The organism is Burkholderia orbicola (assembly GCF_900100915.1).
Taxonomy (GTDB): domain Bacteria; phylum Pseudomonadota; class Gammaproteobacteria; order Burkholderiales; family Burkholderiaceae; genus Burkholderia; species Burkholderia orbicola.
Genome location: NZ_FNKW01000001.1, coordinates 2,046,896 through 2,061,645 on the forward strand (window position 1 = coordinate 2,046,896; position 14,750 = coordinate 2,061,645).

The 14,750-nt window shown below is 69.9% G+C and carries 15 protein-coding genes; 5 read left to right on the forward strand and 10 right to left on the reverse strand.

The window, feature by feature from the left end:
• Nucleotides 1-39 precede the first annotated feature (39 nt).
• From BLS50_RS09805 to BLS50_RS09820, 4 genes are all read left to right on the forward strand, one after another.
• A complete protein-coding gene (locus tag BLS50_RS09805; RefSeq protein ID WP_011546344.1) occupies nt 40-1,326 on the forward strand; it encodes a sensor domain-containing phosphodiesterase in 1,287 nt (428 codons plus the stop codon).
• Nucleotides 1,327-1,484: 158 nt separating this feature from the next.
• Nucleotides 1,485-1,871 carry a hypothetical protein gene (locus tag BLS50_RS09810; RefSeq protein WP_012329334.1) on the forward strand — a complete coding sequence of 129 codons (387 nt, stop codon included), beginning with the start codon at nt 1,485-1,487 and terminating at the stop codon, nt 1,869-1,871.
• Nucleotides 1,868-2,272, forward strand: a complete 405-nt coding sequence (locus tag BLS50_RS09815; protein WP_074802122.1) for a hypothetical protein — start codon at nt 1,868-1,870, stop codon at nt 2,270-2,272. The genes BLS50_RS09810 and BLS50_RS09815 overlap by 4 nt, the downstream gene beginning before the upstream one ends.
• Before the next feature lie 96 nt (nt 2,273-2,368).
• The gene (locus tag BLS50_RS09820) at nt 2,369-3,094 is read left to right on the forward strand and encodes a copper homeostasis protein CutC (RefSeq protein ID WP_074802123.1); all 726 of its coding nucleotides are present in this window, start codon (nt 2,369-2,371) and stop codon (nt 3,092-3,094) included.
• A gap of 96 nt (nt 3,095-3,190) precedes the next feature.
• Here BLS50_RS09820 and BLS50_RS09825 read toward each other — a convergent pair whose 3' ends face one another.
• The 6 genes from BLS50_RS09825 to BLS50_RS09850 form a co-directional block, all read right to left on the reverse strand.
• On the reverse strand, nt 3,191-4,546 hold the full coding sequence (locus tag BLS50_RS09825) for a purine-cytosine permease family protein (RefSeq protein WP_006484074.1): 1,356 nt from the start codon (nt 4,544-4,546) through the stop codon (nt 3,191-3,193).
• Nucleotides 4,547-4,780: 234 nt separating this feature from the next.
• The gene (locus BLS50_RS09830; RefSeq protein ID WP_006483468.1) at nt 4,781-5,776 is read right to left on the reverse strand and encodes a 5-oxoprolinase subunit C family protein; all 996 of its coding nucleotides are present in this window, start codon (nt 5,774-5,776) and stop codon (nt 4,781-4,783) included.
• The gene (locus tag BLS50_RS09835) at nt 5,766-6,641 is read right to left on the reverse strand and encodes a 5-oxoprolinase subunit B family protein (protein WP_006495445.1); all 876 of its coding nucleotides are present in this window, start codon (nt 6,639-6,641) and stop codon (nt 5,766-5,768) included. The genes BLS50_RS09830 and BLS50_RS09835 overlap by 11 nt, the downstream gene beginning before the upstream one ends.
• Entirely contained in the window at nt 6,638-8,095 is a 1,458-nt protein-coding gene (locus BLS50_RS09840) for an acetyl-CoA carboxylase biotin carboxylase subunit (protein WP_012329328.1), read from the reverse strand. Before BLS50_RS09840 ends, BLS50_RS09835 begins: the two co-directional genes overlap by 4 nt.
• Nucleotides 8,096-8,099: 4 nt before the next feature.
• Nucleotides 8,100-8,342 (reverse strand): acetyl-CoA carboxylase, encoded by a 243-nt coding sequence (locus BLS50_RS09845; RefSeq protein ID WP_069233224.1) that lies wholly within the window; start codon nt 8,340-8,342, stop codon nt 8,100-8,102.
• Nucleotides 8,343-8,364: 22 nt separating this feature from the next.
• Entirely contained in the window at nt 8,365-9,147 is a 783-nt protein-coding gene (locus BLS50_RS09850) for a 5-oxoprolinase subunit PxpA (RefSeq protein WP_012329326.1), read from the reverse strand.
• Nucleotides 9,148-9,406: 259 nt separating this feature from the next.
• Between BLS50_RS09850 and BLS50_RS09855 the strand changes: the two genes are divergently transcribed.
• On the forward strand, nt 9,407-10,324 hold the full coding sequence (locus tag BLS50_RS09855) for a LysR family transcriptional regulator (RefSeq protein ID WP_006483476.1): 918 nt from the start codon (nt 9,407-9,409) through the stop codon (nt 10,322-10,324).
• Between the two features lie 79 nt (nt 10,325-10,403).
• Here the strand turns inward: BLS50_RS09855 and bioB are convergent, their stop codons facing one another.
• The 4 genes from bioB to bioA are packed head-to-tail and all read right to left on the reverse strand — an operon-like array spanning nt 10,404 to nt 14,744.
• Nucleotides 10,404-11,423, reverse strand: coding sequence for a biotin synthase BioB (gene bioB / locus BLS50_RS09860; RefSeq protein ID WP_074802124.1), 1,020 nt, complete (start codon nt 11,421-11,423; stop codon nt 10,404-10,406).
• A 41-nt stretch (nt 11,424-11,464) separates the two neighbouring features.
• Entirely contained in the window at nt 11,465-12,184 is a 720-nt protein-coding gene (gene bioD / locus BLS50_RS09865) for a dethiobiotin synthase (protein WP_074802125.1), read from the reverse strand.
• Nucleotides 12,181-13,401, reverse strand: coding sequence for an 8-amino-7-oxononanoate synthase (bioF, locus tag BLS50_RS09870; RefSeq protein ID WP_074802126.1), 1,221 nt, complete (start codon nt 13,399-13,401; stop codon nt 12,181-12,183). The genes bioD and bioF overlap by 4 nt, the downstream gene beginning before the upstream one ends.
• Nucleotides 13,398-14,744 carry an adenosylmethionine--8-amino-7-oxononanoate transaminase gene (gene bioA / locus BLS50_RS09875; RefSeq protein WP_175682921.1) on the reverse strand — a complete coding sequence of 449 codons (1,347 nt, stop codon included), beginning with the start codon at nt 14,742-14,744 and terminating at the stop codon, nt 13,398-13,400. Before bioA ends, bioF begins: the two co-directional genes overlap by 4 nt.
• Nucleotides 14,745-14,750: the final 6 nt, after the last annotated feature.

Consider the following 14,750-nt stretch of genomic DNA (forward strand, 5'->3'; position numbering starts at 1 on the left):
CGCCGGACGTCGCGTTCGATTGCATCACCAGGAGGAAGCATGACGATCGTGCAACAGGAGCGTCCGGCCGCCGCGTCGCCGTACCGGTTCGAGCGGGAGATGAGCTCCGGCCTCGAACGGCTGGCGACGCAGCATCGCGACCTGACGCTCACGACCGTGTTCCAGCCGATATTCAGCCTGTCGCATCAGCGCGCGGTGGGCTACGAGGCGCTGCTGCGCGCGCACGATGCGCTCGACCGCGCCGTGTCGCCGCTCGACGTGTTCGGCGAAGCCGCGCGCCGCGACGAACTGCTGCAGCTCGACCGGCTCGCGCAGGCGCTGCATCTGGAGAATTTCGCGCTGCTCGGCGCGGAGCGCGAGTGGCTGTTTCTCAACGTCCATCCCGGCGTGCTCACCGACCCGTTCCAGGCGGCCGCGCTGCTCGCGAACCTGAAGCGGCTCGGCATGCCGCCGCGGCGCATCGTGCTCGAGGTGCTCGAACAGCGCGCGGACGACGTCGAGCGGCTCGCGGAGGCCGTGCGCGAATTCCGCACGCACGGCTTCCTGATCGCGCTCGACGATTTCGGCGCGGGCCACTCGAACATCGAACGGATCTGGCAACTGAACCCGGACATCGTGAAGCTCGACCGCATCATGCTGTCGCACGCGGCGCACCGCACCGGGCTCACCGCGATCCTGCACGGGCTCGTGACGCTGTTGCACGAGGCCGGCAAGCTGGTGCTCGTCGAAGGGATCGAGACCGAGCACGAAGCGCAGATCGCGCTGTCGTGCGAGGCCGATTTCGTGCAGGGCTACTACTTCGGCCGCCCGGCGCCTGGGCTGCCCGACAGCGCGGCCGCCACCGGCTGCATCGGCGAGCTGACCGAGCGCTTTCGTCAGCAGACCGAAGCGCGCGAGCGGCGCGACACGCAGCGGCTCGCGCCGTACCTGCGCGCGTTCGAACGCGCGGCCGAGCGCCTCGAGGCCGGCGAGCCGCTCGACGAGGTGTGCTGGAATTTCCTCGCGCTCGACGCCGCCGCGCGCTGCTTCCTGCTCGACGCGCAGGGCCGGCAGTCGGGCCGCAACGTCGTGCTGCGCGCCGATCGCGCGCTGGCCGAGGCGCGTTTTTCGCCGCTGGCAGACGCGCAGGGCGCGAACTGGCTGCGCCGGCCGTATTTCCGTTCGGCGATCGCCGAGCCGGGGCGCGTGCAGGTCACGCGGCCGTACCTGTCGATCAACGAGGCGCAGCCGTGCGTGACGCTGTCGGTGGCCGTGCGCGTCGGCGATGCGCAGCGCGTGCTGTGCGGCGATATCGACTGGCTCGACGACGACGCGCAGGCCGCGTAGCGACGCACGGCTCGCATGCGGAGACGGGTGCGCGGGGCCGCGGGGGCGGTCGTTGCGTTCACCGCGTGCTTCCCCGACAATGGCGCGAGCGCGGCCGTCGTGACCGCGCGCGCCGTCCCGGGGGCCACCATGGCGGCGAATATAAAAAGGAAAACACCATGAAAAGACCAATTTCGCTGACCATCCTCGCGTGGATCATCATCGTGACCAACGCGATCACCTGCGTCTACACGCCGTTCTCGATCGGCATGCCGACCACCCAGGCGCTGCTGTCGCACTACCTGCTGCCCGTGTGGGCGACGCTCGGCATCAGCGTGATCATCGAAGCCGCGAACGTCGTGATCGGCATCGCGATCCTCAAGGGGCGCGAGTGGTCGCGCAAGGCCTACCTCGCGACGTCGGTGTTCGGCTTCGCGTTTTCGTTCGTCAACATGCCGAAGTCGATGTTCATGGTGCTGATTCCCGGCTTCCTGCTGTTCGCGGTGTTCGTCTATCTGCTGTTCCGGCGCCCGGCGACCGCGTATTTCCGGCACGCCTTCGCGTGAGCGTCGTGCGCAACGCGCTGGCGATCGTGCTGTTCTCGATCGCCGGCTTCTGCGTGATGGCCGCGCAGATGGCCGCGTTCATGAAAGTCGGCCAGGCGGGCGCGACGGTCGTATTCGTCGTCGTGCTGTTCGCGGTGTCGGCCGTGCTGCTGGCCGCGGGTGCGTTTGCCGGCGTATTCCGGCCGCGTGCGCGCGGCGCGGGCATCACGTTGCTCGTCGCGGCCGCGACCACGGCGCTCGGGATGCTCGGCTGGGGGATGCTCGTGCTCACACCGGCGATCGTCGACGTGATGCAGCAGCAGGGCGCGTACTTCGATGCGCGCATGTTCCGGTTCGTGTCCGGCACCGCGGTGACGGCGTTGTCCGCGCTCGTCGGCGTCTGGCTCGTGCGGCGCGGCTGACGTACTGGGCTGAAGTCCGCGGCGGCCGCGACGCTGGCGTCCGTCACGCGGCTCGGCTAGGATGCGCGAATTGTCCAGACGATTCGCGGGCCGCCCATGAACCGACACGCCGCTTCCTCCGTTCTCCTCGAAGTGATCGCCACGACCGTCGGCGATGCGAAGGCCGCCGCCCACGCGGGCGCCGACCGCCTCGAACTCGTGACCGCGATCACCGAAGGCGGGCTGACGCCGAGCGTCGGCCTGATCGAGGCCGTCGTGGCCGCCGTGCCGATTCCCGTCAACGTGATCGTGCGTCCGCACAGCCGCTCGTTCGTCTATGACGCCGAAGACCTCCGCGTGATCGAGCGCGACGTGCGCGCGGCGGTTGCGGCCGGCGCGAACGGGGTCGTGTTCGGCGCGCTCGACGCGCATGGCGACGTCGATCTCGGCGCGCTGGCCCGGATCGCGGCGGCCGCCGACGGGCGCGCGCTCACGTTTCACCGCGCATTCGACGTCGCGCGCGATCTGAACGCCGCGTTCGACGCGTTGCTGCGCGTGCCGGCCGTCACGTCCGTGCTGACGTCGGGCGGCCATCCGTCGGTGCTCGATGCGGTCGCGACGATCACGCGGCTCGTGCGGCAAGCGGCGGGCACGACCTGCACGGTGCTGGCCGGCTCGGGGCTCACGATCGACGCGGTCGGCGATTTCGTCCGCGCCACCGGCGTGCGCGCGGTGCATTTCGGCTCGGGCGTGCGGCCGCGCGGCGAGGTGCTGGCGCCCGTCGACGCGCAGCGCGTCGAGCGCGTGCGCGCGGCGCTCGACGGCGCGGCGTCGCACGTGTGACGTGCGTGCCGAAGCTGCGCGTGGACGCGTCGAGAAGCTCATCGATTCGCGACGCGCAGGCAGTCGGATGCAGACGATCGGCCGAGCCGCGGCGCGTCACGTGTTCCGCACGAACCAGGTCCGCTTCGCGGTGCCGAGCAGCGCGCGATAGACGAGCCACGACACGACGAAGGTGGCCGGCGCCGACAGCGACGCGGCGAACCCGGTCGCCTGGTTCAGCGCGAGCCCCGCGAACGCGCCCGCGAACCACGCGGTCAGGCCGCCCGGATTGAACACCGGCACGTGCGCGTCGCGGCATTCGACGTCGTCGCCGACGAGCTGCCCGTAGCGCGCCGACAGGATGTGCGCGAGCGCGACGCCGACCCACGCGACGACGAAGATGCCCTGGTACGCGAGCGCTTGCAGGATCCGCGAGAAGATGTCGGCCATCATCAGCGCATAGACGACCGCGCCGACCACGACCGCCCACACGAATTTCGGCGCGCGCAGCCCCGCGACCTTCTGGAAGAACGCCTGCATGTTGACGGTCGCGAGGTAGTAGTTCGCGGTATTGATGCGCGACTGCGTGACCCACACGAACAGCAGCCCCCATACGCCCATCAGCTTCAGCAGCGCGAGCACGACCGACACTTCCGACAGCGTGCCGAGCCCGGGAATCGTGCTGACGAGATAGATGCCGGCCGCGCCGTTGACGAGGAACGTGACGAGGTAGAACGGCATCCCGAAGTTGAAGCGGCCGTGATAGCGGGCGTCGGCCTTGCGGCCGAAGCGCGCGTAGTCGAACGTGAACATCATCAGCACCCATACGCCCATGTAGTAGACGAAGCACTGCCACCAGCCGCCGGCCGGGGCGCCGCCCGCCGGCCCGAAATCGAGCCACGCGGCGTGATAGCCGTACTCGGCCGTCGCGAGCCCGACCGCCGCGAGCAACCCGAACAGGTAGAACGGCAGCAGCACGCCGTTGAACTTGTCGAGCCAGTGCTGCACGCTGCCGAACACGAGCGGCACGCTGTAGCAGACGACGATCAGCGCGGCCCACTTGTAGTCGAGCGCCGGAAACTGGTGATGCGCGGCGACCGCGATCACCGAGCCCTCGAACACCGCGTAGTAGATCGCCGTCGCGAAGAAGATCAGCGTCGCGAGCGCCGCGCCCGCGCTGCCGAACAGCACGCGCGAGAACAGCGCGACCGACAGGCCGGTACGGATCGCGTAACGGCTGATGATCGAATTGACGATGCCGTACGAGACGACCGACAGCGCCATCCCGATCAGCGCGTTGCGCGCGCCGTAGGTGAGCGCGAGCGTCGCGCCGACGACGATGTAGAACACCGCGCTGCAGACGGCCCACCACGCCATCGTCAGCGCAAAGGGCGGCATGCGTGCGTGATCGGGAATGGCGAGCGTCGACAGGTCGAGATCCTCGTCGGTGCGGGCCTGAGCCAGGTTGGCCATGAGCGTGCTCCTCGATGAGCGAAACAGCGGACGACGTCTGGGCCGCGGCTCATGCGAGCCGCGGGGTTGCCCCGACGTCGGGGCGGGCAACCGGTCCGGCGAAAACGGCGCGCAGGCGTCCCCGCCGCGCCGCGCGCGGCCGCACGGACGGGAAACGGAAGCGAAGGATGAAAGCGGAGGATGAAAGCGGAGGGCGGCGCACGGTGCCCGGCGCGACGGCCGGGCGCGTGGCGCTCAGTCCTTCAGTACGGCGCGCAGCAGCGCAAGGCGCCGCTGGTACTCGCGGCGCGCGGCGAGCGCGTCGGCCATCGTCACGCGCACGAAGCGCGCGCGATGGTTCGGCTGCATCTGGCCGATCAGGTCCATGTCGGCGCTGATGACCGTGCCGATCGTCGCGTAGCCGCCGCCCGACACCGCATCGCGATGCAGGATGATCGGCTCGACCCCGGCCGGCACCTGGATCGAGCCGATCGGATAGCACGCGTCGACGATGTTCGACGGATCGGCCCCGGCGCCGAACGGCTGCTCGCGCGGCCGGAACTGCAGCGGCCGGCCGTTCTTGTAGCGGTAGCCGATGCGGTCCGCCTCGGGCGCGACCGTCCATTCGTCATCGAAGAACGTGTGCGCCGACGCGTCGGTGAGCCGGTAGTGGTACAGCCCCGGCAGCACGCGCAGTTCGACCTGGCTGTCCAGCGGCCGGCTGACCGACGCCGGCAGCTCGCGCCCTTCGCGAAGCGTGCCGCGCGCCGCGCCGATCGGCAAACGGTCGCCTTTCTGCAGGCGCCGGCCCGCGTGGCCGCCGATCGCACCGAGCGTGTAGGTCGAGCGGCTGCCGAGCACGACCGGCACGTCGATGCCACCCGCGACGGCCAGGTACGCGCGGGCGCCGCCCTTCACGTAGGCGAACGACAGCACGCTGCCCGCGCGAATCCACAGCGCGACGTTGCAGCGCTGCCCGACGCCGTCGATCTTCGGGGTCATCTCGGCGCCCGTGACGGCGACCAGCGCGTCCGCATGGAACAGCAGCTCCGGGCCGAGCAGCGTGCATTCGAGCACGGCCGCCTGTTCCGGATTGCCGACCAGCAGGTTCGCCGCGCGCGACGCGTACTGGTCGAGCGAGCCCGACGGCGGGATGCCGACGTGGTAGTAGCCTTGCCGACCCGTATCCTGGACCGACGTCGCGAGGCCGGGTTTCACGACCTCGATCAGGTTGTGTGCGTCAGCGGGCATGCAGCACCTCGACGAGAGAACGGTTGACCGCATCGGGATCGCGCCGGAACGCGTCGAGCGAGAATTTCACGGGGCGCACGCGCAGCGAGAAGGTACCCGCTTCGACGGCCGCCACCGCGGCGTCATAGGCGTCGCGATCGATCGGCTGGAACTTCACGATGTCGCCGGGCCGGAAGAACACCATGAAATCGCGCAGGTAGTCGAGCCGCTGCGCGGGATCAAAGATCGGCGCCGGCGTCACGCCGAACATCTGGTAGCCGCCCGCGCCGCGCACCGAGTAGATGCAGCCGAAGCAGCCGCCGTGGCCGACCGTCAGCTTCGGCGTGTCGGTGCGCGGCCGCAGGTATTTCGGTACTTCGAGCTGGCGTGCGCGCTCGACCATCTGGTACATGAACGGCAGGCCCGCGACGAAGCCGACCATCGACACGAACCATGGCGAGCCCGAGTGCGCGGCGATGAAGTCGTCGACGTCGCGCTTGCCGTTGATCCGCGCCGCATATTCGAGGTCGGTCGACGACGGGTCCTGGTGACGCTCGCGAAACCGCATCAGCGTCTCGTGCGTCCACGGGTCGTTGTACAGCACCGGCACCTCGACGATGCGCGTATCGAGTTCGAGCGGCGCGTCGCCGACCTCGGCCTCGATCGCCTTGAGCAGCGCGACGAGCGTGTCGGGCTCGATCACGTCCGGGTCATAGCGCACCTGATAGGACGCGTTCGCCGGACAGATCTCGGTGATGCCCGGCACCGCGCGCCGCTGCAATTCGCGCGTGATCGCCGTGCCCTTGAAGAAGGCGTCGAGCGACATCGCCTCGCTGATCTCGACGAACACGAACTCGTCGCCGCCGAACGTATAACGGGTCGTCACAGGGCCTCCCCGACGCGCGCGGCGTCCGCGGTTTCGTGCTGCCGGGCGGCGGCCGTCGCGGCCTCGCGCCATGACGGCATCCACGCTTCGAGAAAATTCGTGTGATAGCGGCCCGCGCGCACGTCGTCGTCCGCGAGCAGCGCGACGTGCAGCGGCGCGGTGGTCTTCAGGCCGCCGACCTGCAGCTCGCCGAGCGCGCGAGACAGACGCCGCAATGCGGCCGCGCGGCTCTCGTCGTGCACGATCAGCTTCGCGAGCAGCGAATCGTAGAACGGCGGCACGACGTAGCCCGGGTAGAGCAGCGAATCGACGCGCACGCCGGGGCCGGTCGGCCACACCAGTGCGTCGATCCGGCCCGGATTCGGTCGGAAATCCTGCAGCGGATCTTCCGCGTTGATCCGGCATTCGAGCGCGGCGCCGCGCATCGCGATGTCGGCCTGCGCGAACCGCAGCGGCTCGCCGTCGGCGATGCGCAGCGTTTCGCGCACGAGATCGATGCCGGTGATCGCCTCGGTCACCGGATGCTCGACCTGGATGCGCGTGTTCATCTCGATGAAGTAGAACTCGCCGCGCGCATCGTCGAACAGGTATTCGAGCGTGCCCGCGCTGCGGTAGCCGACTTCGCGCGCGAGGCGCGTGGCCGACGCGCACAGCGCGTCGCGCTGCGCCGGCGTGAGCGACGGCGACGGCGCTTCCTCGAGGATCTTCTGGCGGCGCCGCTGCAGCGAGCATTCGCGCTCGAACAAGTGGACGACGTCGCGGCCGTCGCCGAGCACCTGCACCTCGATGTGCCGCGCTCGCGCGATGAAGCGTTCGAGATAGACGCCGCCGTCGCCGAACGCGGCCTGCGCCTCGCGCTGCGCGAGCGGCAGTTCGGCGTCGAGCTGCGCGGCGTCGTGCGCGACGCGGATGCCGCGCCCGCCGCCGCCCGCGGCCGCCTTGATCATGATCGGATAGCCGATGCGCGCGGCGACCGCGCGGGCCGCGTCGAGCGACTGGACGACGCCGTCGCTGCCGGGCACGGTCGGCACGTTCGCGCGCCGCGCGGTGTCGCGGGCGCGCGCCTTGTCGCCCATCGTCGCGATCACCTGCGCGCCCGGGCCGACGAAGATCAGCCCGGCCGCCTCGACCTGCGCGGCGAACGCCGCGTTCTCGGACAGGAAGCCGTAGCCCGGATGGATCGCGTCCGCGCCGCATTGCCGCGCGGCGTCGAGGATCGCGGCCGGATTCAGATAGCTCTTCGCCGCATGCGACGACCCGATGTGGATCGCTTCGTCGGCCATGCGCGCGGCGAGGCTGTCGCGGTCCGCGTCGCTGACCACGGCGACCGCGCGCATGCCGAGCTCGCGTGCCGCGCGTATCACGCGCACCGCGATTTCGCCGCGGTTCGCGACCAGCACGGTCTTGATCCGCGACGGTCGATAGAAGGTGTCGGGGGCGTTTGCCGGCTTCATCGCATCACCCCTCGATCCGCATCAGCACCTGGCCGGCGTCGACCGGCTCGCCATCGTCGACGAGCAGCTCGACGACGCGGCCGGCCGCATCGGCTTCGATCTCGGTGAACTGCTTCATCACTTCGACGAGGCCGACCACCGCGCCGGCCGCGATCGTCGCATCCACCGCGACGTAGTAGTCCGCCTCGGGCGACGGGCGTCGGTAGAACGTGCCCGGCAACGGGCTGACGATGTCGTGCAATGCCATCTTGCGTCTCCTTGAATCGGGTTCAGTGATGAGCGGCGAGCGGTCGCGGGCCGGCGGTCCGGATGCCTTCGCGGACCAGCGCGTCGCGCGTTTCGCGCACGAGGTCGAGCGCGCCGGGCGTGTCGCTGTGGATGCAGACTGAATCGAAATCGATGTCGATGTCGTCGCCGTCGATCGTGCGCACCTTGCCGTCGATGCACGCACGCAGCACCTTGTCGGCCACCTGCTGCGGGTCGAGGCGCCCGACGCGGCGCGTGAACACGATGGAGCCGCTGCGGTCGTAGTCGCGATCGGCGTAGAACTCGCGGATCACCGGCTGTTCGTACTCCCTCGCCACGCGATACGTGACCGACGCTTCCATACAGTACAGCCACAGGCCGGGATCGACGCGCTGCAGCGTCTCGATCAGCAGCCGCGAGAACGCCTCGTTGGCCGCCGCGTGCATGTAGAGCGCGCCGTGCGGCTTGACGTGCTGCAGGCCCACGCCGTTGAGCCGCGCGAACTCGCGAAGCGCGCCGAGCTGATACAGAATGTCGTGGACGAGCGCCTGCGGCGTTTCGGTGATCGTGCGGCGACCGAAGCCCGCGAGATCGCGAAAGCCCGGATGCGCGCCGATCCCGACGCCGGCGTCGCGCGCGAGCTGCACCGTGCGCGCCATGATGTTCGGGTCGCCGGCATGAAAACCGGTGGCGATGTTCGCCGAGCTGATGAGCGGCATGATCTGCTCGTCGACGCCGTCGCCGATCGTCCACGGGCCGAAACCTTCGCCCATGTCCGAATTCAGGTCGACACTGTGCTTCCTCATACGGTTCGTTCCTCCAGGTTCTCCGGTTTCGCGTGCGCCGCAGCGCGTGTCGACACCGTGTTGAACGCAGGTTAGCCGTGCGGGGTGCGTCAAAATAGTTCTATTTTTATATGCGAGCGTATCGATTTTTCAGATATCACGGGAAGCGGCCGCCCGGCGCCGCGGCAGGCGGATGTGCGCGGGTCGGGCGGGTCCGGATTGCCGCGAAACGGACGGTTGATATGATGGTTGCCCTGCCCCCATCAGTTTTCCACCGCGCATGGCCCTGACGCTCAGACAGCTCAAGTACTTCGTCGCGACCGCCGAGCTCGGACAGATCTCGCAGGCCGCGATCCAGCTCACCATCTCGCAGTCGGCCGTGACGAGCGCGATCAAGGAACTGGAGGACAGTCTCGGCACGCAGCTGTTCGTGCGCACGTCGGCGGGCGTGACGCTGACCGATACCGGGCGGCGTTTTCTCAATCACGCGTACACGATCCTGTCGTCGGTCGACGAGGCGATGCGGATCCCGAATCTCGAAAGCACGCTGACCGGCACGCTCGCGATCGCCGCGAGCTACACGGTGCTCGGCTACTTCCTGCCGCATCACGTGCTGCGGCTCAATACGCTCTATCCGCGTCTGACGATCCACCTGCACGAGCTGAACCGCGAGTCGATCGAGGAAGGGCTGATCGCGGGCCGCTACGACATGGCCGTGCTGCTCACGTCGAACGTGTCGAATCCGGAGCTCGTGCTGGAGCCGGTGATCCATTCGGTGCGCAGGCTGTGGGTCGGCGCGCATCATCCGCTGCTGCGGCGCGAGAGCGTCACGTTCGCGGAGGTCGCGCACGAGCCGTTCGTGATGCTGACGGTGGACGAGGCCGGGCAGACCGCGCTGCGTTACTGGAACGAGACGCCGTACCGGCCGAACGTGATCCTGCGCACCTCGTCGGTCGAGGCGGTGCGCAGCATGGTCGCGAACGGCAGCGGTGTCGCGATCCTGTCCGACATGGTGTATCGCCCGTGGTCGCTCGAAGGGCGGCGCATCGAGACGATCGTGCTGCGCGACCCGGTGCCGCCGATGAGCGTCGGCCTCGCGTGGCGCAAGAACATCGAGCTGAGTCCCGCGATGCACGCGGTGCGCGACTATTTCCGGCACACGTTCATGGAGCCGCGCGCACTGGGCGGCGCGACCTGAGTGGTGCGCGCGGGCGTAAAAAAGCCGGGGCATGCCCCGGCTTTTTCGTTGGCGGGCGCGGCGCGCCGGCCGTTGCCGCTTACGCGTTGTCCGACAGCGCGTCGGCCTGGCTCGCGCGGATGCCGAGGCGCTCGAACAGCGCGCGGTCGCGCTGCGTCTGCGGGTTGCTGGTCGTCAGCAGCTGGTCGCCGTAGAACATCGAGTTCGCACCGGCGAGGAAGCACATCGCTTGCATCGCGTCGTCGAGCTGCTCGCGGCCGGCCGACAGGCGCACGACGGCCTTCGGCATCGTGATGCGCGCGACCGCGATGGTGCGCACGAATTCGAACGGATCGAGCGGCGCGGTGCCTTCGAGCGGCGTGCCCTCGATCGCGACGAGGTTGTTGATCGGCACCGATTCCGGATACGGGTTCAGGTTCGCGAGCTGCGAGATCAGGCCCGCGCGTTCGCGGCGCGACTCGCCCATCCCGATGATGCCGCCGCAGCACACGTTGATGCCCGCATCGCGCACGCGGTCGAGCGTGTCGAGGCGATCCTGGTACGTGCGCGTCGAGATCACCTGGCCGTAGAACTCCGGCGACGTGTCGAGGTTGTGGTTGTAGTAGTCGAGGCCCGCATCGGCGAGCTGCCGGGCCTGTTCGTTTTCCAGCATGCCGAGCGTCATGCAGGTCTCGAGACCGAGCTCCTTCACCCCGCGCACCATCTCGGTCAGCGCCGGCATGTGGCGCTCCTTCGGGTTGCGCCACGCGGCGCCCATGCAGAAGCGGCTCGCGCCGTTCGCCTTCGCCGCGCGCGCGGCGTCGAGCACCGTGTCGACGTCCATCAGCTTCTCGGCCTTCAGGCCCGTGTCGTGATGCGACGACTGCGAGCAGTAGCCGCAATCTTCCTCGCAGCCGCCCGTCTTGATCGACAGCAGCGTCGACAGCTGCACCGCGTTCGCGTCGAAGTGCTCGCGATGCACCTGCTGCGCGCGGAACATCAGATCGTTGAACGGCAGCTCGAACAGCGCGACGACGTCGGCGACGCGCCAGCGCTGCGACGCCGGGGCGGCCACGGGGATCGCGGCGGGTTGCACGGCGGCGGTCTGGGCTTGGGTCATTTCGTTTTCCTGTCCTGGGCGGGATTGGGGGATCGGTTGGGTCAAGGCCGCGCGGCGCGCAGCGACTCGACGAGCGCGGCGATGTCGAGCATCGCCGCGGCGGATTCGGGGGCGGCCGGCGTCATGTGCGCGATGCGGCCGATGAGTGGCGCGCGGTGCTCGCGCGCAAGCCAGTCGCGAATCGTCGCGACGTTCTCGTCGGCGAACGACATGGCCGGGTCGACGTGGTTCGCGACCCAGCCCGCGAGCGTGAGGCCGCGCTGGCGAATCGCATCGGCCGTCAGCAACGCGTGGCTGATGCAGCCGAGCCGGACGCCGACCACCAGCACGACGGGCAGGCCGAGCGCGACCGCGAGATCGGCGGTGTCCTGCGTATCGTTCAGCGGCACGCGAAAGCCGCCGACGCCTTCGACGACGACGACGTCCGCGCGCGTCAGCGCTTCGCGATGGCACGCGACGATCGTGTCGAGGTCGAGCGTCACGCCTTCCTGCGCGGCGACGATATGCGGTGCGGCCGGCGCTTTCAGCAGGAACGGCGTGCGCAGCTCGGGCGGCAGCGCGACGTTCGCGGCGGCGTCGAGCTGGTCGGCGTCCTCGTTGCGCCACACGCCGTCGCGTTCGTACGCGCCGGCCGCGACCGGCTTTAGCGCGGCCGCGCGCAGCCCGTGCCGCGCGAAGCCGTGCAGCATCGCGGCCGACACGAAGGTCTTGCCGATCTCGGTGTCGGTGCCGGTGACGAAGACGGAGAGCGGGGCGCTCATGCTGCTGCCTCCTGCCGGGCCGCTCCAACGGAGGCCGCGGCCGCCTCGCTGGCCTCGATCAACGCGGCTTCGAGCCTGGCGAGATCGTCGAACGAATGCGCGGCCGACAGCGACACGCGCAGCCGCGACGTGCCGGCCGGCACCGTCGGCGGCCGGATCGCGGGCACCCACAGGCCGTGCGCGTCGAGCGCGCGCATTGCCGCGAGCGTCGCATCGTTGCTGCCGATCACGAGCGGCTGCACGGCCGTGTGCGAATCGACCGGCTGCCAGCGCGTGTTGCGCAGCAGCGCGCGCGTGCGTTCGATCAGCGCGGCGAGGTGCGCGCGGCGCGCGTCGCCTTCGTCGCCCGCGATCACCTTCAGGCTCGCCGAGACCGTATGCGCGACGGCCGGCGGCGCGGCGGTCGTGAAGATGTAGCTGCGTGCGCGCTGGATCAGCCATTCGATCACGGTTTCATGCGCGATCACGAACGCGCCGGCGACGCCGGCCGCCTTGCCGAGCGTGCCGACGTACACCAGATGCGGCGAACGCAGCGCGGCGGCCGCGAGCGCACCGCGACCCTGTGGGCCGAGCACGCCGAAGCCGTGCGCGTCGTCGACGACGAGCCACGCGCCGTGGCGTTCGGCCAGCGCGACGAGCTCGGCGAGCGGCGCGATGTCGCCGTCCATGCTGAACACGGTGTCGCTGACGATCAGCTTCGTTTCGGCCTCCGATGCGTCGAGCAGCGCGGCGAGCGCGGCCGTATCGGCGTGCGGATAGACCTGCACGTTCGCGCGCGACAGCCGCATGCCGTCGATCAGCGACGCGTGGTTCAGCGCATCGGAGAAGATCGTCGCGCCCTTGCCGGCGAGCGCCGTCATCGCGGCGAGGTTCGCCATGTAGCCGGTGCTGAAGTACAGCGCGCGCGGCGCGTCGGAGAAGCCGCCCGCGAAGCCTGCGAGTTCGTCTTCCAGTCTGGCGTGCGCGCGCGAATGGCCGCCGAGCAGGTGCGAGCCGCCGCTGCCGGCGCCGTAGCGCTGCGCGCCTTCCGCGAACGCGGCGATCAGCGCCGGATGCGCGGCGAGGCCGAGGTAGTCGTTGCTCGCGAAGCCGACGATCTCGCGGCCGTTCACGATCATGCGCGCGTCGCACGCGGTGTCGGCGATGCGGCGCACGCGGCGCAGCCCTTGCGCGTCGAGGTCGGCGAGGCCGCGTTGCAGGGTGTCGAGCAGGCTCATCGGCCGAGGTCCTCCAGCGTCGCGTCGAGCGTGTCGCGCGTGCGCTGCGCGAGCCACGCGATGTCGTCGTCGCTCATCACGTACGGCGGCATCAGGTACACGGTCGTGCCGATCGGGCGCAGCAGCAGTTCGCGCGCCAGCGCATGTTCGAAGAAGCGCCGCGAGAAGCCGCGCGCCGCGTCGCCGTCGAGCGTGACGTCGAACGCGAACAGCGTGCCGCGCTCGCGCAGGTGGCGCACCTGGCGGTGCGTGTCGAGCGGTGCGAGCGCCGCGCGCAGCGTCGCCGATTTGCGGGCGTTGCTCGCGAGCACGTCGTCGCGCGCGAACAGGTCGAGCGTCGCAACGGCCGCGCGGCACGCCAGCGGGTTGCCGGTGTACGAATGCGAGTGCAGAAAGCCGCGCGTCGTGTCGTCGTCGTAGAACGCCGCGAACACGTCGTCGCGCGTGAGCACCAGCGACAGCGGCAGATAGCCGCCGCTGATCCCTTTCGACAGGCACATGAAATCGGGCCAGACGCCGGCCTGCTCGCACGCGAAGAAGGTGCCGGTGCGCCCGCACCCGACCGCGATCTCGTCGGCGATCAGGTGCACGCCGAATTCGTCGCACAGCGCGCGCAGCCCGCGCACGTACGACGGATCGTGCATCGCCATGCCGGCCGCGCACTGCACGAGCGGCTCGACGATCAGCGCGGCGATCCGGTCGCCGCGTTCGACGAACAGGCGCCGCACGTCCGCGAGCGCGCGGCCCGCGACGTCGGCGGCCGTCTCGCCCGGCAGCGCGCCGCGCGCATCGGGCGACGCGACCACGTGCGCGTGGCGGATCAGCGGGTCGTACGCATCCTTGAACAGCGCGACGTCGGTCACGCCGAGCGCGCCGATCGTCTCGCCGTGATAGCTGTTCGCGACGCAGACGAATTCCTGCTTGTTCGCGCGGCCGCGGTTGCGCCACGCGTGGAAGCTCATCTTCAGCGCGATCTCGACGGCCGACGCGCCGTCCGACGCGAAGAACGCATGACCGAGCGTGCGCGCGGTGAGCGCGTGTAGCCGTTCGGCGAGCTCGATCGCGGGTTCGTGCGTGCAGCCGGCGAGCATCGCGTGCTCGAGCGTGTCGAGCTGGTCCTTCAGCGCCGCGTTGATGTCCGGGTTCGCATGGCCGAACAGGTTGACCCACCAGGAGCTGATCGCGTCGAAGTAGCGGCGGCCGTCACGGTCGTACAGCCACAGGCCCGCGCCGCGCGCGACGGGGACGAGCGGCAGGCGCTCGTGATGCTTCATCTGGGTGCAGGGATGCCAGACCGCGCGCAGGCTGCGCGCGACCCAGTCGTCGGTGGCTGGCGTACTCAAGGCGAC

Bases quoted from the DNA above. Each gene is read 5' to 3' on its own strand.
- BLS50_RS09805 (WP_011546344.1), top strand. From the start codon at position 40: ATGACGATCGTGCAACAGGAGCGTCCGGCCGCCGCGTCGCCGTACCGG.
- bioB (WP_074802124.1), bottom strand. From the start codon at position 11,423: ATGACCCAAGCCCAGACCGCCGCCGTGCAACCCGCCGCGATCCCCGTG.
- BLS50_RS09810 (WP_012329334.1), top strand. From the start codon at position 1,485: ATGAAAAGACCAATTTCGCTGACCATCCTCGCGTGGATCATCATCGTG.
- BLS50_RS09830 (WP_006483468.1), bottom strand. From the start codon at position 5,776: ATGCCCGCTGACGCACACAACCTGATCGAGGTCGTGAAACCCGGCCTC.
- BLS50_RS09840 (WP_012329328.1), bottom strand. From the start codon at position 8,095: ATGAAGCCGGCAAACGCCCCCGACACCTTCTATCGACCGTCGCGGATC.
- BLS50_RS09855 (WP_006483476.1), top strand. From the start codon at position 9,407: ATGGCCCTGACGCTCAGACAGCTCAAGTACTTCGTCGCGACCGCCGAG.
- BLS50_RS09820 (WP_074802123.1), top strand. From the start codon at position 2,369: ATGAACCGACACGCCGCTTCCTCCGTTCTCCTCGAAGTGATCGCCACG.
- BLS50_RS09825 (WP_006484074.1), bottom strand. From the start codon at position 4,546: ATGGCCAACCTGGCTCAGGCCCGCACCGACGAGGATCTCGACCTGTCG.
- BLS50_RS09850 (WP_012329326.1), bottom strand. From the start codon at position 9,147: ATGAGGAAGCACAGTGTCGACCTGAATTCGGACATGGGCGAAGGTTTC.
- BLS50_RS09845 (WP_069233224.1), bottom strand. From the start codon at position 8,342: ATGGCATTGCACGACATCGTCAGCCCGTTGCCGGGCACGTTCTACCGA.
- bioF (WP_074802126.1), bottom strand. From the start codon at position 13,401: ATGAGCCTGCTCGACACCCTGCAACGCGGCCTCGCCGACCTCGACGCG.
- bioD (WP_074802125.1), bottom strand. From the start codon at position 12,184: ATGAGCGCCCCGCTCTCCGTCTTCGTCACCGGCACCGACACCGAGATC.